Annotated in this window: 14 protein-coding genes and 1 tRNA gene; 4 read left to right on the forward strand and 11 right to left on the reverse strand. The window is 72.3% G+C overall.

All coding sequences use genetic code 11. The annotated features are described in order from the left end of the window. The first annotated feature begins 15 nt into the window (after positions 1 to 15). Together ACWGDE_RS08970 and ACWGDE_RS08975 are read left to right on the forward strand one after the other, a co-directional pair. Positions 16 to 228: a hypothetical protein gene (locus ACWGDE_RS08970; protein WP_453388316.1), complete on the forward strand. Its 213-nt coding sequence runs from the start codon at positions 16 to 18 to the stop codon at positions 226 to 228. After that, complete coding sequence (locus tag ACWGDE_RS08975) at positions 225 to 1,517, forward strand: MFS transporter (RefSeq protein WP_453388317.1); 1,293 nt, start codon at positions 225 to 227, stop codon at positions 1,515 to 1,517. The genes ACWGDE_RS08970 and ACWGDE_RS08975 overlap by 4 nt, the downstream gene beginning before the upstream one ends. On the opposite strand, the gene ACWGDE_RS08980 is transcribed toward ACWGDE_RS08975, so the two are convergent. From ACWGDE_RS08980 to ACWGDE_RS09005, 6 genes are all read right to left on the reverse strand, one after another. Then, positions 1,447 to 2,244 (reverse strand): S16 family serine protease, encoded by a 798-nt coding sequence (locus tag ACWGDE_RS08980; RefSeq protein WP_453388318.1) that lies wholly within the window; start codon positions 2,242 to 2,244, stop codon positions 1,447 to 1,449. The genes ACWGDE_RS08975 and ACWGDE_RS08980 overlap by 71 nt on opposite strands. A gap of 126 nt (positions 2,245 to 2,370) precedes the next feature. After that, positions 2,371 to 3,012 (reverse strand): IclR family transcriptional regulator, encoded by a 642-nt coding sequence (locus ACWGDE_RS08985; RefSeq protein ID WP_112448133.1) that lies wholly within the window; start codon positions 3,010 to 3,012, stop codon positions 2,371 to 2,373. Positions 3,013 to 3,405: 393 nt separating this feature from the next. Further along, a complete protein-coding gene (locus ACWGDE_RS08990; RefSeq protein WP_453388319.1) occupies positions 3,406 to 5,190 on the reverse strand; it encodes a DEAD/DEAH box helicase in 1,785 nt (594 codons plus the stop codon). Positions 5,191 to 5,352: 162 nt separating this feature from the next. Next, a complete protein-coding gene (locus ACWGDE_RS08995; RefSeq protein WP_453388320.1) occupies positions 5,353 to 5,844 on the reverse strand; it encodes a type II toxin-antitoxin system death-on-curing family toxin in 492 nt (163 codons plus the stop codon). Further along, entirely contained in the window at positions 5,841 to 6,041 is a 201-nt protein-coding gene (locus ACWGDE_RS09000) for a hypothetical protein (RefSeq protein ID WP_453388321.1), read from the reverse strand. The genes ACWGDE_RS08995 and ACWGDE_RS09000 overlap by 4 nt, the downstream gene beginning before the upstream one ends. A 256-nt stretch (positions 6,042 to 6,297) precedes the next feature. Then, positions 6,298 to 7,755, reverse strand: coding sequence for an MFS transporter (locus tag ACWGDE_RS09005; RefSeq protein WP_453388322.1), 1,458 nt, complete (start codon positions 7,753 to 7,755; stop codon positions 6,298 to 6,300). A gap of 546 nt (positions 7,756 to 8,301) precedes the next feature. Between ACWGDE_RS09005 and ACWGDE_RS09010 the strand changes: the two genes are divergently transcribed. Both ACWGDE_RS09010 and ACWGDE_RS09015 read left to right on the forward strand, forming a co-directional pair. Continuing rightward, positions 8,302 to 8,373, forward strand: a tRNA-Cys gene (locus tag ACWGDE_RS09010). A 218-nt stretch (positions 8,374 to 8,591) separates the two neighbouring features. Beyond that, on the forward strand, positions 8,592 to 9,017 hold the full coding sequence (locus tag ACWGDE_RS09015; protein WP_453388323.1) for a hypothetical protein: 426 nt from the start codon (positions 8,592 to 8,594) through the stop codon (positions 9,015 to 9,017). Between the two features lie 585 nt (positions 9,018 to 9,602). Here the strand turns inward: ACWGDE_RS09015 and mycP are convergent. The 5 genes from mycP to ACWGDE_RS09040 all read right to left on the reverse strand — a co-directional run. Beyond that, positions 9,603 to 10,733: a type VII secretion-associated serine protease mycosin gene (gene mycP, locus ACWGDE_RS09020; RefSeq protein WP_453388324.1), complete on the reverse strand. Its 1,131-nt coding sequence runs from the start codon at positions 10,731 to 10,733 to the stop codon at positions 9,603 to 9,605. Positions 10,734 to 10,781: 48 nt separating this feature from the next. Next, positions 10,782 to 12,206 (reverse strand): WXG100 family type VII secretion target, encoded by a 1,425-nt coding sequence (locus tag ACWGDE_RS09025; RefSeq protein WP_453388325.1) that lies wholly within the window; start codon positions 12,204 to 12,206, stop codon positions 10,782 to 10,784. Then, the gene (locus ACWGDE_RS09030; RefSeq protein WP_453388326.1) at positions 12,206 to 12,706 is read right to left on the reverse strand and encodes a hypothetical protein; all 501 of its coding nucleotides are present in this window, start codon (positions 12,704 to 12,706) and stop codon (positions 12,206 to 12,208) included. Before ACWGDE_RS09030 ends, ACWGDE_RS09025 begins: the two co-directional genes overlap by 1 nt. Positions 12,707 to 12,877: 171 nt before the next feature. Then, positions 12,878 to 15,166 carry a xanthine dehydrogenase family protein molybdopterin-binding subunit gene (locus tag ACWGDE_RS09035; RefSeq protein WP_453388329.1) on the reverse strand — a complete coding sequence of 763 codons (2,289 nt, stop codon included), beginning with the start codon at positions 15,164 to 15,166 and terminating at the stop codon, positions 12,878 to 12,880. Between the two features lie 50 nt (positions 15,167 to 15,216). Next, positions 15,217 to 16,745 (reverse strand): (2Fe-2S)-binding protein (locus ACWGDE_RS09040; RefSeq protein ID WP_453388327.1); only part of this gene is annotated, 1,529 nt, incomplete at its 5' end.

The following is a 16,745-nucleotide window of genomic DNA, read 5'->3' on the forward strand; positions in this document are numbered from 1 at the left end:
TGAGGGAGTCCTGCCATGCACGCCTTCACCCACAGCCGGATCCACGAGACCCACACCGTCGAACTCGCCGCCGAGGCCGCCGCCTGGCGCCTCGCCCACGAGCACTCCGTCCCCGCGGCTCCCGCCCTGCGCAACCGGCTCGGCGAGGCCCTGGTCGGCGCGGGCATCCGGCTGATGGAGCCCGCCCACATCCACGCCCGCGTCCGCGTCCGGCGGCACGCCGTATGAGCCGCCGCCCCTTCACCGCCGTCCTCGTCGCCAACACCATCTCGATAGCCGGGAGTTCCCTCACCCTCATCGGCGTCCCGTGGTTCGTCCTGCAGACCACGGGCAGCGCCGGGCGGGCCGGGATCGTCGCCTTCTGCGCCACGCTGCCCGTCGCCGTGGCCGCCCTCGTCGGCGGCCCGGTCATCGACCGGATCGGCCGCCGCCGGGTCTCCGCCGCCTCGGACCTGATCTGCGGCGTGTCCGTCGCCTCGATCCCGCTGCTGCACTACGCCGGGCTGCTGGAGTTCTGGATGCTGTGCGCGCTGATGGCCGTCGGCGGCCTCGTGCACACCCCCGGGCTCACCGCGCGCTACGTCATGCTCCCCCACCTCGCCGAGCACGCCGGCACCACCGTCGCCCGCGCCGCCAGCCTCTACGACGCCGTCTCGCGCGGAGCCCGCATGCTCGGGGCCGCGCTGGCCGGCGTACTCATCGCCACGATCGGCGCCGAGTCGGTCCTGCTGCTCGACGCGGCCACCTTCGGGGCGTCCGCCCTGCTCGTCGCCGCGTTCCTGCGGGGGATACCGTCCGCCGAGCCGCAGCGCACCGGGAAGAAGGTGTCGGCGGCCGGCTACCGGGCCGAACTCGCCGAGGGCTTCGGGTTCCTGACCCGCTCCCGGCTGCTGCTCGGCATCACCCTGATGGTGATGATGACCAACGGGCTCGACCAGGGCTGGTCCTCGGTCCTGCTGCCCGTGCACGGCCGCGAGGCACTCGGCGGCGCCGCCGCGCTCGGCCTGCTCATCGCCCTCTTCGGCGGGTTCGCGCTCCTCGGGGCCCTGCTCTACGGAGCCTGGGGCGAGCGGTTCTCCCGCAGGACCGTCTTCGCCGCGGCCTTCCTGCTGTGCGGAGCCCCCCGCTACGCCGTCGCCGCCTTCACCGACACCCCGCTGCCCCTCGCGGTGACGATGGCCCTGTCCGGACTGGGCGCGGGCGTGCTCAACCCGATCCTGACCACCGTGATGCTGGAGAAGGTGCCCGACGAACTGCGCAGCCGCGTGGCGAGCGTGACCCAGGCCGGCTGCGAGCTGACGATGCCGCTGGGCGGGCTGGCGGCAGGGCTGCTGATCGACGGGTTCGGGGCGACGCGGGCGCTGCTGGTGTTCGGCGGCGTGTACTTCCTCGTCACCCTCACGCCGGTGCTGTTCCCGGCCTGGCGGGGCCTGGAGCCCTCCCGGATCAGCAGGACGGAACCGATTCGTCCTTCTGCAGAGCCCGCAGCGCGTTCACCGCATCCGTCAGCGAAGTGACGGGGACCAGTCGGAGCCCCTCGGGGAGTTCCGTCTGGGCGTCCGAGCACTCCGCCGCCGGTACGAGGAACACGCTCGCACCGTCGCGCCGCGCGGCCTGGGTCTTCAGCGCCACCCCGCCGACCGCGCCGACCTTGCCGTCGCCGCTGATGGTGCCCGTACCGGCGATGATGCGGCCACCGGTGAGGTCGCCGCCGCTGCCGTTCCCGTCGAGCTTGTCGACGATGCCCAGGGAGAAGAGCAGCCCGGCGCTGGGGCCGCCGACGTCGGCGAGGTTCAGCTCGACCTTCACGTCCTTGGGGTCCTTGTGGAGGAAGCCGAGCGCGGCCTCGGAGGCCGTCGACTGCGACTTGGTCATCTCCTCCAAGTTGTGCTCCTCGATCTCCTTGTCGCTTCCGCCCGACGGGTAGACGGCCTCGCGGGGCATGACCGCGCGGCTGGTGTCGAACCAGTCGCCGACCAGGTCCGGGAGGGTGACGGAGGTGGAGGGGCCGGTGGCCTGGATGGTGGTCATCCGCAGCTGGCCCGTGGTCTCCCGGGTGGGTACCCCCGTGACCGTGATGACCTGCTTGCCGTCCCGGGAGCCGAGCACGTCGGCGGTCAGGCCCGGCTGCGCGACCACGAAGGGCAGCGGCGCGGCGGCCGCGACGGCGAACAGCGCGAGGACGGGCACGGCGCAGATGCCGAGGGCGGCGGGACGCGGCAGACGTGTGAGGCGAGAGAGCACCCGGTCAATCTAGCGCGGCCGCCCGGCAACGGGTCGAGCCGCGCCCCCGTGGGGGACGCGGCCCGGTCCTGAAGGTCTTCCGTTCACGGCGGCCGAAGTGCCCGGCGACCGGAGCGGCCCGGCGGCTCAGCGCAGGGCGTCGGCCACCTCGCGGGCGGCGTCCACCACGCGCGGGCCGACCCGCTCGGGCACGGCGTCGGACAGCATGACGACGCCCACGCTGCCCTCCAGCCCGGTGATGCCCACGAGCGGCGCCGCGGCGCCGCTGGCGCCGGCTTCGAGCTCCCCGTGGGTGAGCGTGTAGCCGGGCTCGATGAGCGTGCCCTGGCGGGCGGCCAGGATGGCCCGGCCGGCGGCCCCGCGGTCGAGCGGGTGGCGGAAGCCGGCCCGGTAGGCCACGTGGTAGTCGGTCCAGGTCGGCTCCACGACGGCCACGGCGAGCGCCTCGGTGCCGTCCACGAGGGTCAGGTGCGCGGTGGCGCCTATGTCCTCGGCCAGGGAGCGCAGGGCGGGCAGCGCCGCCTCGCGCACCAGCGGGTGGACCTGCCGGCCCAGGCGCAGCACGCCGAGCCCGACGCGGGCCCGGCCGCCGAGGTCGCGGCGGACCAGGGCGTGCTGTTCGAGCGTGGCGAGGAGCCGGTAGACGACGGTGCGGTTCACACCGAGGCGGTTGGAGAGCTCGGTGACGGTCAGACCGTGGTCGGTGTCGGCGAGCAGTTTGAGGACTCTGAGCCCTCTGTCGAGAGTCTGGGAGGTTTCCGCGGTCACGACGCCTCTCCCTCTTTCGGTGGGCGGCGGTGACTCTCTGGGGATAGCGTCGCCGGTCCCTCGGCAACGCACGGAGAGGCCGCCGGTAGCGGCCATGGCACCGGCTGCGCTCCCGCAGCGGCGCTGCCACGGGGCGTTCGATGCGGGGACACTAGCGAGCAGGTTCGCTCAGCGGAAGGGCTCGTCCAGAATCCGGGCGCCTACTGCCGATTTATGCCGGTTGCAAACCCGAGTCGCCGTCATTTCGTGACCTCCGGACCCTGGCGTCGCGGAACGGCCCCGGGCGGGCCCACCACCGGCGGGCCGACGCCGCTACGACGCCCGCGCGCGCCGGGGTCCGTACGAACGTCCGCCCGGCCCCCTTGGCGCATTCCGTAGGAAATCACCTGGGAATCACCGCATGCGGGTGGCCCACTCCTGGACCTTCTTGATCCGCTCCCGCAGCTGGCCCGCCGTCGCTTCCGCGCTCGGCGGCCCGCCGCACACCCGGCGCAGTTCCGTGTGGATCACGCCGTGGGGCTTGCCGCTCTGGTGCACGTACGCGCCCACCATCGTGTTGAGCGACTTGCGCAGCTCCAGCAGCTCCTTGTGCGAGACCACCGGACGCCGGTCGGCCGGCAGCTCCAGCAGGTCCGCCTCGGAGTCCGGCTTGCGCTTGCTGTGCGCGATCTGCCGCGACTGGCGCTTCTGGAGCAGCATCTGCACCTGGTCCGGCTCCAGCAGCCCGGGGATGCCGAGGTAGTCCTGCTCCTCCTCGCTCCCCGGGTGCGCCTGCATGCCGAATTCGGCGCCGTCGTAGAGCACCCGGTCGAAGACGGCGTCGGACTCCAGCGCCTCGAAGGACATCTGCTCCTCGTCGCCGGTGTCCTCGTCCTCCTGCCGGTTCGCCTCGTCCATCTCCTTCTCGGACTCGGCGTACGGGTCTTCCTCGCCCTGCTTCTTCGGCTTGTCGAGCACGTGGTCGCGCTCGACCTCCATCTCGTTGGCGAAACCGAGGAGGTAGGGGATGGTCGGCAGGAACACCGACGCCGTCTCGCCGCGCCTGCGCGAGCGCACGAAGCGTCCGACGGCCTGCGCGAAGAACAGCGGGGTCGAGATGGTGGTGGCGTACACGCCCACCGCGAGGCGCGGCACGTCGACGCCCTCGGACACCATCCGGACCGCGACCATCCAGCGGCTGCCGTCCGAACTGAACTCGTCGATCCGCTTCGACGCGCCGGTGTCGTCGGACAGCACGACGGTGGCCTTCGTACCGGTGATCTCGCGGATCAGCTTGGCGTAGGCGCGCGCCGAGTCCTGATCGGCGGCGATGACCAGCCCGCCCGCGTCCGGAATGCCCTTCCTGACCTCCGTCAGCCGCTGGTCGGCGGCGCGCAGCACGTTCGGCATCCAGTCGCCGCGCGGGTCGAGCGCGGTGCGCCAGGCCTGGGAGATGGCGTCCTTGGTCATCGGCTCGCCGAGGCGCGCGGCGATCTCGTCGCCCGCCTTGGTGCGCCAGCGCATGTTGCCGCTGTAGGAAAGGAAGATGACGGGCCGCACCACGCCGTCACCAAGTGCGTTGCCGTAGCCGTAGGTGTAATCGGCGGACGACCGCCGAATCCCGTCGTTCCCTTCCTCGTAGCTGACGAAGGGAATGGGATTGGTGTCGGACCGGAAGGGCGTGCCCGTCAGGGCCAGCCGCCGGGTCGCCGGATCGAAGGCCTCGAGGCAGGCCTCGCCCCACGACTTGGAGTCACCGGCATGGTGAATCTCATCAAGAATGACAAGGGTCTTGCGCTGCTCGCACCGGTTGCGGTGCAGCATCGGCCGCACACCCACACCCGCGTACGTGACCGCGACCCCGTGGTAGTCCTTGCTCAGCGGGCCCGCTGAGTAGTCCGGGTCCAGCCGGATCCCTATCCGGGCCGCTGCTTCCGCCCACTGCTTCTTCAGGTGCTCGGTCGGCGCGACGACGGTCACCTGCTGCACCACGTGGTGGTGCAGCAGCCACGACGCGAGCGTCAGCGCGAAGGTGGTCTTTCCGGCGCCGGGCGTGGCGACGGCGAGGAAGTCGCGCGGCTGGGTCTCCAGGTACCGGTCCAGCGCACCCTGCTGCCAAGCTCGCAGGGCGCTGGCGGTACCCCAGGGCGCACGGCCGGGGAAGGCGGGTGAGAGGTGGTGGGAGGCGGTAGTAGTCACGGTCTCCGGTTCGGGCTCTCGGCGGCGGCAGCTCTCGTACAGGCCGGCGGTGCGGGGCCGCGGGTACGGGCAGTCGTACGTAGGACAACCGGGCCACCTTACCGGCCCGGGCCCGTCCCTCGCGGAGGGACAGGCCCGTGACCTCGGCGCGTGCGGTGAGCATCACATTCGCTTCGTGTCCCGCCGGACGAGGTCGCGCAGCCGCTCCGCGATCCGCGCGACATCCCCCTCGGAGCCGGCCGCCACGTCGATGACCAGGTCGTACGCGGTGTCCTGGTCGACCTCGGCGAGATCCGTGCCGTTGACCGCGAGGAAGGTCGCGGCGGCGAGCCAGGCGGTGCGCTTGTTCCCGTCGACGAGGGGATGGTTCGTCGCGATGCCGTGCAGCAGCGCGGCCGCCTGCTCGTACGGGTCCTCGTACGCCGGTGTCCCGAACATCCGGGCCCGCGGCCGGTGCACCGCCGACTCCAGCAGCCCGGGGGCCCGCAGCTCGACGGGCTGGTCCTGCGCGAGACAGGCGTGCCGGGCAAGGTCGAGGACCTCGACAAGGGTGAGGTGGCGCGTGCGGCTCGGGCTCGGGTAGCTCGGGCCCGGGTAGCTCGGGCCCGCGTGGCTCGGGCCCGGGTGGCTCGGGCTCGTGTCGTGCGTACTCATGCGCCGAGCCTCCGCAGCAGCCCGGCGTGGGCCCCGGCCAAGCGCCCGGCCTCCGCTCCGGCCCGCTCCCGCTCGGCGCGCACCCAGTCCCGTACGGCCCCCAGCGCGGCCTCCTCGACGCTCTGCCCAGTGGCATCGGCCAGATCGGCCAGCTCCGCCCAGTCCTGGTCAGGCACTTCGATGATCAGCTCGTTCATCCCCGGAGGCTACCGACCACCCCCTGCCGCCCGCCCCTCCATTCCGGCCCCACGGGCGCTTGAGGCGACCTTTCAGCCCCGCCGGCGCTCGATGCGATCCTTCAGCCCCGCCGGCGTTTGAGGAGCGGGTGTCCGGGGGCCGGCCCCCCGGCAGCGGCGCCGCACACGGCAACGGACCCGGCCGCACCCGGCCTCCCCCGCTGCGCAGCAGAGCCGCGACCAGTCCCACGGAAGCCGGGGTCAACGACCCCCGTGCTCAGGCCTCGCGCGCCGCCGGCGCCCCGTCCAGCCGGGTCGACACCCACGCCCCCACCAACGCCACGCAGGCCATCGGCAGGAAGACCACCACGAACGCACCCGGATGCGAAGCACCCCCCGCCCCCACGGAGTGCGCCGCCCCCACCGCTCCCCCGCCCAGCGCGGCAAACGCCGCGCCGCCCGCCGCCAGCAGCACCACATTGGCCAGGGCATCCGAAATCTGCAGCGCCGCGGAGTTCGCCCCCGCCTCCTCCGGCGCCGAAAGCTTCAGCAGCAGCACGCTCGTGGAGCCGATCACCAGCCCCATCCCCAGGCACCCCAGTGCCCACACCAGCGCCAGCGTCCACACCGGCACCCACTCCACGAGCACCGCCGGCGCCCCGGCGATGGCCGCCGCGACGAGGATCATGCCGAGCACCATCAGCCGCTGCCGGTACGGCGCCACCCGCCCCTTCGACTGCACCCACGAGCCCGCCGCCCACGTCACCCCGCCCAGCGCGAGCGAGAACCCGGCCAGCGTCGGGCTCAGCCCCCGCTGGGTGACCAGCATCAGCGGTACGAAGCTCTCCGCCGCGATGAACGACCCCGCGGCCAGCCCCCTGAGCAGCACCACGGACGGCAGCCCCCGCCGCGCCCGGTAGGTCCCGCGCGGCAGCAGCCCGAGTACGGCGGGCACCAGCAGGGCCGCCCCCGCCAGGCCCGGCAGCAGGGACACCCACCGGAGGTCCTGGGCGGCGTACTGGAGCAGCCCCGCTCCGACCGAGATCCCCAGGGCGAGCCGGATGCGGCGCCGGTCGAACGCGACGGGCGGGGCCTCGGGGTCCACCGGCCCGGAGGCGGTCCGCCGGATGGCCGGCAGGGCCACGGCCAGCGGTACGAAGACCAGTGCGGGTATCCCGAGGAAGACCCAGCGCCACCCGAGGTGCTCGGTGACCGTGCCCGCGGCGAGCGGTCCGACGATCGACGGCACGACCCAGCTCGCCGCGAAGGCCGCCATGATCGCGGGCCGCAACCGCTCCTCGTAGGCCCGGCTGACGACCACGTACAGCGCGACGATGACCAGCCCACCACCGAACCCCTGCACGGCCCGCCCGAGCACGAAGATCCACATCGCCCCGGCGGTCCCGGCGAACACCAGCCCGGCGGCGAAGGCCACGATCCCGACGGTCAGCGGCCGCAGCGGACCCTGTCGGTCGGCCCACTGCCCGGAGAGCACCATGCCGAACAGGCTGGTCGTGAAGTAGGCGGAGAAGGCGAAGGCGTAGAGCCCGATCCCCTCCAGTTCCCGGGCGGCCACGGGCATCGCGGTCCCGACGGCGGTGGCCTCGAAGGCGATCAGGAAGATGACGGAGATGATCCCGATACTGAGCGTCCGGTACGCGGGCGCGAGGATCCCGCCCTGCGGAGGGGTGGATATCGGGGCGGGATCGGTGGCTCGCTGCGGGAGGACGCTCATCGCCCAAGAGTAAGGTGCGTAGCCGCATATCGACCCTGTCATTTAGCCCGATCCCCCTCATCCCCCAGCCCTGGTCCCCGGGCCCTAGTCCGCCGACCGGGCCGACCCCACACCGCCTGCCGGCCCCCGCATACGCACCTGCCGAAGCCCGCGCCTGCCGCCTGCCGCCTGCCGCCTGCCGCCTGCCGCCTGCCGCCCAGGGTCCACACGCCGTAGCCGACGCCCACACCTGACCACCACGGACCCGCCCCGCAACCCGCACCTCACCACCCCGGAGTCCGCACCCCACCCCCCGCGCTCACCTCCGAGGGCCGACACCCCACCGAACGAGGACGCCCGCCCCCTCCCCCGAGGCCTCACACGCGACGCACGCGCGGTTCACGGACGCAGATGACTCGCAGACGGCTTGCAGACGGCTTGCAGACGGCTTGCAGACGGCCCGAACGGGCGGACTGTGAACGCGGCATGGCAGTCGCGTTGCAGGCCCCGCGCATCCCTTCCCCACCGGCGGGCGCCCTCGTACGGTCATACACATCACCACCACCCAGCCGTGTGCCCGAGTGGTTGAGGGACTCGCCTGCAAAGCGAGTTACGCCGGTTCGATTCCGGTCACGGCTTCTGAACGCCTGAACGGGCAGAACGAAGGGGCGGCACCCTCAGAGGGCGCCGCCCCTTCGGCGTCCGCCTCAATCCGCGCTCCATGCCAAGGACTTCACCGTCACCCGGCACGGCGCGACAGACCTCCCCCTCGGCCCCGACTCGAGCACGCCCTCGACCGGCTCTTCATTTTCGCAGTAGGTACAATCCTCGACTCACCTAGCCGCCGGAGAATCATCGTGAAATTTGCGGAGCTGATCGAGCGCGTCAATGAAGTTGCCGACTTCGGGGTCTGGCGAGGAGATGGAAACATCGACGAAGAGGCCATTGAGAACCTGGAACACTTCTCCACTCTCACCGACAGACACTCAGGAGTCGACCGGGCAACTCTGGTCTCAGCACTCGATTCGACCTTCGAAACATGGCTGGGCGATGCGGCCGGCGACGGGACCGGGCGCCCCGGAGTGGTATACCTCTGGTTCGACAGCCAAGCCCGTCAGCTTCGCATGTCATTCGTGTCCGGCAGCAAGATCGACATCCCCTTCCGGATCCGGCTGGACTTCGTTTCGAGCATCGACGACATCGTTGAAGAATTCCTCTCCGTCAACGATGACCCGCAGGCGGAATCACTAAAGATCTTCGCCCGCGAGACCGAGCTGAATTGACCTTGTCCGTCCATGAGCCCTCACCGGCTCGACAGGCCGTTCGATCTCGGTCAATGGGCGGCGAACGCCTCAACCACCCTCTCTGCACGGAGAACCCAGCTCCGTACGCCTACGGCCCCGACCAGATCATGGTCCTGGTCGCCCACCCCTAGGTCCGACATCGAGTGTCCGCTCACCAGGTGGATCGCGGACGGCCCGGGACGACGGACCCACATGCGGCCGAGCCGCGCCTGGTCGCGCACGACGGGCGAGGAACTGCCCCTCACCGTGCCCCCCTCCGGTACCGCAACACCCGGTCATCGCGCCGGGCCATCCGGGAGGGCCGACTGGACGGCCCCTGACCGGACACCCGGCAGCCGCCGATCCAGGCTGAGGAGGGCGTCCACCTTCCCCCACAGCGGGATCGAGGACCCCTACAAGAACGACAAGTCCTAGCACTCCGGCCGAGGCGCGCCGCGGAACCGGCGGAGCGGGCGGGTTCGGGGCCCAGACCCCGCGCGTTGTCTGCCCCTCGGTGACTTCCGATTACCGCGGACGGGGCCACGTGCTCTACGTGACCCCACCCGGCCTACCGGCTCCGCAGGATCAGCCGTTCCTTCGCCGGATGGCGACCGCGGCGACGGCCCCGCCGATGACCAGGCAGGCGCCGAGCCCGAGAGCGAGCCAGGGGAGGACACTGCCGTCGTCCTTCTTCGCCTCAGCCTGAGGGGCGGAAGCGGGTTCACTGGGTGAGCCCTTCGCCCCCGAAGCCGAAGCGCCTCCGGCGGCCGCCAGGTCGGGGAGCGGGTAGACGTCCGCGGGACCGGGGTCGCCGGGGGTGGTCACGGCGATGCGGGGGCGGACGATGCCGTACCCGACGAAGTCACTGCGCGCGGAACCGTCGGTGGGCTTGCCGGCCGTGTTCATGAGGACCCGGAGCACCTGGTTGTTGGTCCACTCGGGGTGGGCGGACCAGATCAGTGCCGCCGAGGCGGAGGCGAGGGCGGTGGCGTCACTCGTGCCGTGGTTCTTGCAGAGTTGGGTGTCGCTGGCGCAAGCCGTGACGATGTCGACGCCAGGGGCCACTAGGTCGACCTGAGTACCGTGCTGCGACTCTGCGGTTACCTTGCCATCGCGGTCAACAGCGCCGACGCCCACCACGCCTGGCGTTGCAGCCGGGTACAGGGCGTCGTTACTCGTGTCCCCCTCATTACCCACAGAGGCAAAGATCAGCTTCCCTTTGGACAGGGCGTACTTAACGGCATCGAGTCGCGCAGGATCCTCTTTGGACATGCCGAGCGAAATGCTGATGATCTCAGCTTCGGAATCCGCCGCATACCGGATCGCCTCAGTCCAAGACGGAGCCGCCTCGCGGGACTCATGCGGCACACGGATCGGAAGGATCTTGACTCCTGGCGAGAGTCCGAACGCCCCGTCCCCACTGGGGTGCTTGCCTGTGGCCGCGATCAACGCAGCCATCGTGGTTCCATGTTTCTCGCGATCCGTCCGTTCATCACCCTCATCTGTCGTGGCGAAGTCCCTCCCAGGGAGAACCTGCCCTTCGAGTTCAGGAATGCGACCAACACCCGAGTCGATGACAGCAACAGTCACGCCCTTGCCTGTACTGGTCTTCCAAATTTCATCGGCCTTCATCAAGGTGAGATGCCACTGCTGCGACCGAACGGTCTCCGCATGGGCCGGAGTCGCAGCAACCCCCACCAGCAGAGATACCGCCAAGGCCGCGGTCGCCTTACGCGTACGCATCCCGTGCAACGCCCGCTCCACTCAGTCGATCACGGGCGGAATGACCCGATGGTCGCCCTGCCAGGTCTCTTCGTCCTCGGCCAGATAGTCCGGGCGTTCGCCCCGCTGAACCTCGCCCCGCCTACCCGGTGCATGGGTACCCGTGCCGCCATGGCCCACCGGGCCACCCGCTGGACCGGCACCCGACCCACCGCGCAGCAGGCCCGAACCGCCTTGAGTGAACGGCTGACCGCCGGAAATCGAGCGGCTGCCCGCACCCGGTTGGCGCCCACCGAAAACACCACCCGGTTCGGTGGCGAGCCGGCGACCGGCCATGGAACCGCTGACACCACCGTGCACGCTGCCACCGCCCATACCCATCCCGCCCCCCATGCCACGCCCCGCCGCCTGAGCTCCCTCGCCACCGATGACCGTTCCTCGGGGAATGCTCGAACTCGGACCGCCGGACGTCACCGGCCGGCCGCCTAGGATCCCGTTGTCGCGCAGAGGCAGACCAGCGCTGCCTCCTGCGCCACCCAGCCCGCTTGCACCAGCGATGGTTCTGCCAGGACGAATTCCGCCAACAGGCAGAAGTGCCGGAGGCGGGATAAAATCACTAGGAGGTACGACCAGACCACCGCCACCCGGCCCAATCGGGCCCGCCCCTCCGGACACGCCCGCCGGAGGCAGTGTCCTGTCCGGCAGGGTGCCGACATTGTCGAGACCGACTCTGGCAATGCGGTCCGGCAGCACGAGGTCTGGTGCCGGACTCGTCGTCGTAGGCGAAACGCCTACCGGCCCAGCCGTAGAACCAAAGTCATACGACGCACCGCCAGGACTCTTCATCACAGGCGCGTGCGCCGCCCCGCCCATTCCAACGGATCCTGTGGGATGGCTTCCAGAGCGTTCCCACTGCTGGACTGCATCCTTGCCCTGCGGAACGAACACCTGCGGCAGCACCGGAAACGTCGGAACCTCCGCCATCTCCATCCCCGTCGCCGACGCCTCGTACCCCTGCGCCAGCTTCGTCATCTGCTGGATCGCCTGTTGCCGGTCCCCGCTCAGCTTCGCGTGCGCCCGCTGACCGATCTGCTGCGCGTCCGGGTCGTTGTGGAACTCACGGGCCGCCGCCAGGGTGGACTCCGCCCCGGTGTCGTACGCGGGCATGTTGGCCTTGACCTCGATGACGACCTGGCCCGCCTGCGTCATCTGCTTGCCGCCCGCCGCGCAGTACTCGCTCAGGCGGAGCGCCGCGTTGCCCGTACGGCTGACCCAGTCCTGGAAGGCCTGGGACGACTCGCCCTCCCAGCCCGTCACCCGGTGTTCCTTCAGGCTCTCGCCGATCTCCTTGATGGCCGCGGCGGCGTCCGTCAGCTGGGCGCCGCGCGCCCTGAGGGTCTCCGCATCGGCCGAGGCCAGCATGGCCAGCAGTTCCTGGTGGGTGTGGCCCTCGAAGTCCGTCGCCATCAGAAGCCCTCCGCCCGCGTCGCTCCCGGCCCGGCGCCCTGCGAACTCGCACGATGCGGAGGCGGAGGCGCGAGCGGGTCCCGTTCCGGGACGTAGTTCGCTTCAGCCTGCTTGCTGATCGCCAGCATCCGCCGCTTCGTGTCCTCGTCCACGTCCCCGAACCCCCGGCCCGCCGTCCGGATCGCGATGCCCAGGCCTTCGATCTGGTCCGCCAGGCCCTTCGACAGCGTCAGCAGCTGCGCGTGGACGTTCGCGTAGGCCGTGAAGAGGCGCCTTGCCTCGGCGAAGCCCTCGCCCAGGGAGCCTGCGGGGAGGGTGCCGTGCGCGAGGTTCCTGTCGCTCGCCGGGGATTCGTTCAGCCTGGACAGCAGGGCGTCGACCCGCTTCTTGTACTGGGTCAGCGACTCGTACTCGACCCGCAGCGCGCTCAGGGTCGCCGGCGAGGCGACTCCCACGCCGAAGTCCCGGCCCAATAACCCCGGCCCGTAGTCCACGGACACGATGACCTCCCGGCTCCCCGACTCCCGCACTCCCCGGCCCCGTTCGCACGCGCGTACGCGTACGCGTACGCGTTCGCACACGCCCGGCCGCGGTGTGTCCTGGATCACTCTAGCCAGAGCGGCGGACAGCACCCAAGTTCCGGGTTGGCAGGTGCAATCCGCACCCCGAGGTCAGGCGTTGGGTGAAGCCACCGCCGCCGACGGCCGGATCGGGAGCCTGTTGACCGGCCGGCCCGTGGCCGCGCGGACCGCCGAGGCCACCGCCGCCGGGGAGGTGACGACCGGGACGGCGCTCGCCGGCTTGGCTCCGAAGGGGGCCACCACGTCGCGTTCCTCGACGAGTTTGACGATGCGCACCGTCGGGGCGTCCAGGGAGGTGGGGAGGGCGTAGCCCGTCAGGTCGGGGTGGCGGATCAGGCCCGAGGCCGTACGGAGGTTCTCCGTCAGGGACGCGCCGACGCCCTGGATGACGCCCGCTTCGATACGGGCCTCCAGCTGGCGGGGGTTGAGGATGCGGCCCACGTCCTGGGCGACGGCGAGCTCGACGACGCGCACCGAGCCCAGCTCGATGTCGACGTCCACCACCGCGCGGATCGCGCAGAAGGCAAGGCCGACGAAGGCGTCGCCCTGCCCGTCCGCGTCCAGCGGCTCCGTGGGGTGGGGGCGGCACTGGGCCGTCGCCCAGAGTTCCTTGCCCTCCATCGCCTCGGCGACCGTCGTGGAGAAGGCGCCGTCGTACGAGGTGATGCGGCCGTCCGCGATCTGCAGGAGCTCCGTGGACATGCCGAGCTTGTGGGCCATCGGCTGGAGGAGCTGAGTGCGGACCATCTTCGCCGCGCGTTCCACCGCGCCGCCCGAGACCCACGTGTGGCGGCCGTGCGCCGACGGGCCCGCCGGCGGCTGGTCGGTGTCGACCGGGGCCGTGACGACCTCGTCCACGCCCAGGATCTCCTGGACGATCTGGCGGGCGAGCGTGGAGAAGCCCTGCCCGGTGTCGACGGCCGCGCAGATGACCGTCGCGGAACCGCCGACGATCTTCACGGTGGCCGTGGACACCTCGTCGGTGCCCTCCGCGCCGAGCATGTGGACCATGCCGATCCCGTACCCGACCCCGCGCCGCACCGCGCCCGGCTCGCCCGCGCCCTCCGGCCCGCCCGGGAGCAGCCAGTCCTCCTCGGGGGTGTCCTTCGGGAGCGGCGGAAGCTCGTAGTCGCGGACCGCGCGCAGGAGCTCGGCGACGGGCGCCGGGCAGGTGACCGTCTGGCCGGTGGGGAGCAGGTCACCGGTGGCCAGGACGTTGCGCAGGCGCAGTTCCGCGCCGTCGATGCCGAGGGCGGCGGCCAGCTTGTCCATCTGGCCCTCGTAGGCCGCGCAGACCTGCATGGCGCCTTCGCCGCGTACGTGGCCCGACGGCGGGTTGTTCGTACGGACCGCCCAGCCTTCGACGAAGGCGTGCGGCACCACGTACGGGCCGCAGGCGAAGGCCACCGCGGCCGCGAGGGACTCCGAGGAGGCGTCGGCGTAGGCGCCGGCGTCCATCAGGATCTGGGCCTCGACCTTGACCAGCCGGCCGTCCGCGTCCGCGTGGTGGCGGTAGCGCAGCAGCGTCGGGTGGCGGTGGGGGTGGCCGAGGAAGGACTCCTCGCGGGTGGCGGCCAGCTTCACCGGGCAGCCGGTGCGCAGGGCGAGGAGGCCGAGCGGGAGCTGGAACGCGGCGTCCTCGCGGTCGGCGGTCGCGCCCGGGACCCCGGTGACGACGACGCGTACGCGGTCGGGTTCGAGCCCGAAGCAGGCGGCGGCCAGATCGCGGTCGGTGTGCGGGTCGGTGGAGGCGGTGTAGATCTCCACGCCGCCGTCGGGGCGCGGCACGGCCAGCCCGGCCTCGGCGCCGATGGGCGCGGGGTCCTGGCGGCCGATGCGGTAGAGGCCCTCGACGACGACCTCGCCGGTGGCCTCCGGGTCGCCGTAGCGCAGCGGGATGTGCCGGATCAGGTTGCCGTCGGGGTGCAGGGCGGGGGCGCCGAAGGCCTGTTCGGGGTCGGTGACCGGGTCGAGGAGCTCGTACTCGACGGCGATCGCGGCGGCCGCGAGGCGCGCGGTGTCCGGGTGGTCGGCGGCGACGGCGGCGATGGGCTCGCCGTGGTGGCGGACCACGTCGTGCGCGAACACGGGCCGGTCGGCGATGCGGCGGCCGTGCGTGGTGGCGCCGGGGACGTCGGCGTGGGTGACGACGGCGCGCACACCGGGCATTTCGGTGGCGGCCGTGGTGTCGATGGAGAGGATGCGGGCGTGGGCGTGCGGGGAGCGCAGCACGGCGGCCCACAGGAGGCCCTCGGCCCACAGGTCGGCGGCGTAGGGGAAGGTGCCCTCGGTCTTGGCGCGGGTGTCGGCGGCCGGGACGGACGCGCCGATGCCGCGCGCGGCGTCCCGCTCCGAGGCGTCGGTGCCACCCTCGGGCAGCGCCGCGGTGACGGCCGAGACCGCCGATGCCGTGGCCGCGTCGTGGGCGCTCACGCCGTGCCTCCCTGCTGGTTGCCGAGCCCGTGCTGACCGAACGTGCCGTGCGTGCCGTGGGTTCCCTGGCCGTCGTGCATGCCCGGGTTGCCGGGGTTGCCCGGGTTGCCGGGGTTGCCGGGGTTGCCGGGGTTGCCCTGGCTGCCCGGGATCCCGTGGAAGCCGCCCTCGCCCGGCTGGGCCTGGTGCGGGATCCGCGCCTCGCCCGAAGCCGAAGCCGAGGCGGAGGCCGAGGCAGAGGCCGAAGCCACCGCGGCCGCCTCCGACGCCGCCTCGCGCTCGGCCACCACCTCGCGCACGGCGTCGATGACCCCGCTGTAGCCCGAGCAGCGGCAGAGGTTGCCGCACAGGGCCTGGCGGGTCTCCAGCTCGCTGGGTGCGTGGTTGCCTTCCAGCAGGTCGTGGATGGTCATGGCCATGCCGGGCACGCAGAACCCGCACTGCACCGCACCCGACCTGCACAACGCCTGCTGCACGTCCGACAGTTCCCCGTCGGTCGCGAGGCCCTCCACCGTCCGGACCTCGCTGCCCGCCGCCGTCGCCGCCGGGACCAGGCAGGAGGCGACGAGCCGGCCGTCGACCTGCACGGCGCACGCCCCGCACTCGCCCTGCGAGCAGCCGTCCTTGGCGCCGGCGAGGCCGAGGCGCTCGCGCAGCACGTAGAGCAGGGACTCGCCGATCCACGCACCGGTGACGGGCCGGTCGGCGCCGTTGACGCGCAGGACGTAGGAGGCCGGCGGGTGCTCGTGATGGGCGACGGCGGCGGCATCCGCACGCTCGGCGTCCTCTTCCCCGTACGTCGCCCCCTCGCCCGGTGCCCCTCCGGCCTGCTCGGCCGAAGCGGTCGCGACAGCCAGGTCGGCGTCGTCCGAACCCGGTGCGAGCGCGGCCCCGGCTCCGCCGTGGGTCCGCGTGTCCCCGCCCGCCTCGGCCTGCGCCTCGAAGGCCCCGGCTTCGAACCCGCCGTCGCCCCCGCCCACAAGCCCACCCTCGGCTCCGGCCTCGGCTCCGGCCCGGGCCTCGACCCCGGCCTCGACCCCGCCGGTCCCGGCCTCATGGCCGCCCTCCGGCTCGCCCTCGCCCCCGGTCTCCACCCCCGGGTGCGGCCGCTCCCCCGTCACCGGGATCCGCGCCGGCCCGTGGGCGGCTTCGATGTCGTGCGGGGCCGGGTAGGCCGGCTCCCCCTCGGGACCGGCGGACTCCACCGGGAACGGGGTACCGACCCCCGGACCGCCCAGCACGCGCGGTCCGCGCCCCGGACCGCCCGCGACGGGCCCGCCACCGGCTCCGCCGGCACCCGGCAGCACACCCGAACTCAGCGCGTCCGAACCCGGCGCGCCCAGCCCGTCCTGGCCAGGCTGCCGCCCCGCGTACCCGCGCGCGCCCTCGAAGTCCGGATGGCTCGCCCACGGGGCCGCGGCCCCGCCCGGCAGGGTCGCCGGGGCCTGGCTCCAGTCGGCCGAGCCCCCGAGGTTCCCGAAGCTGCCCGTGTCACCGGCCAGGTTCCCGAAGCTGCCCGTGTCAC

It is taken from the genome of Streptomyces sp. NPDC054956 (genome assembly GCF_053609185.1).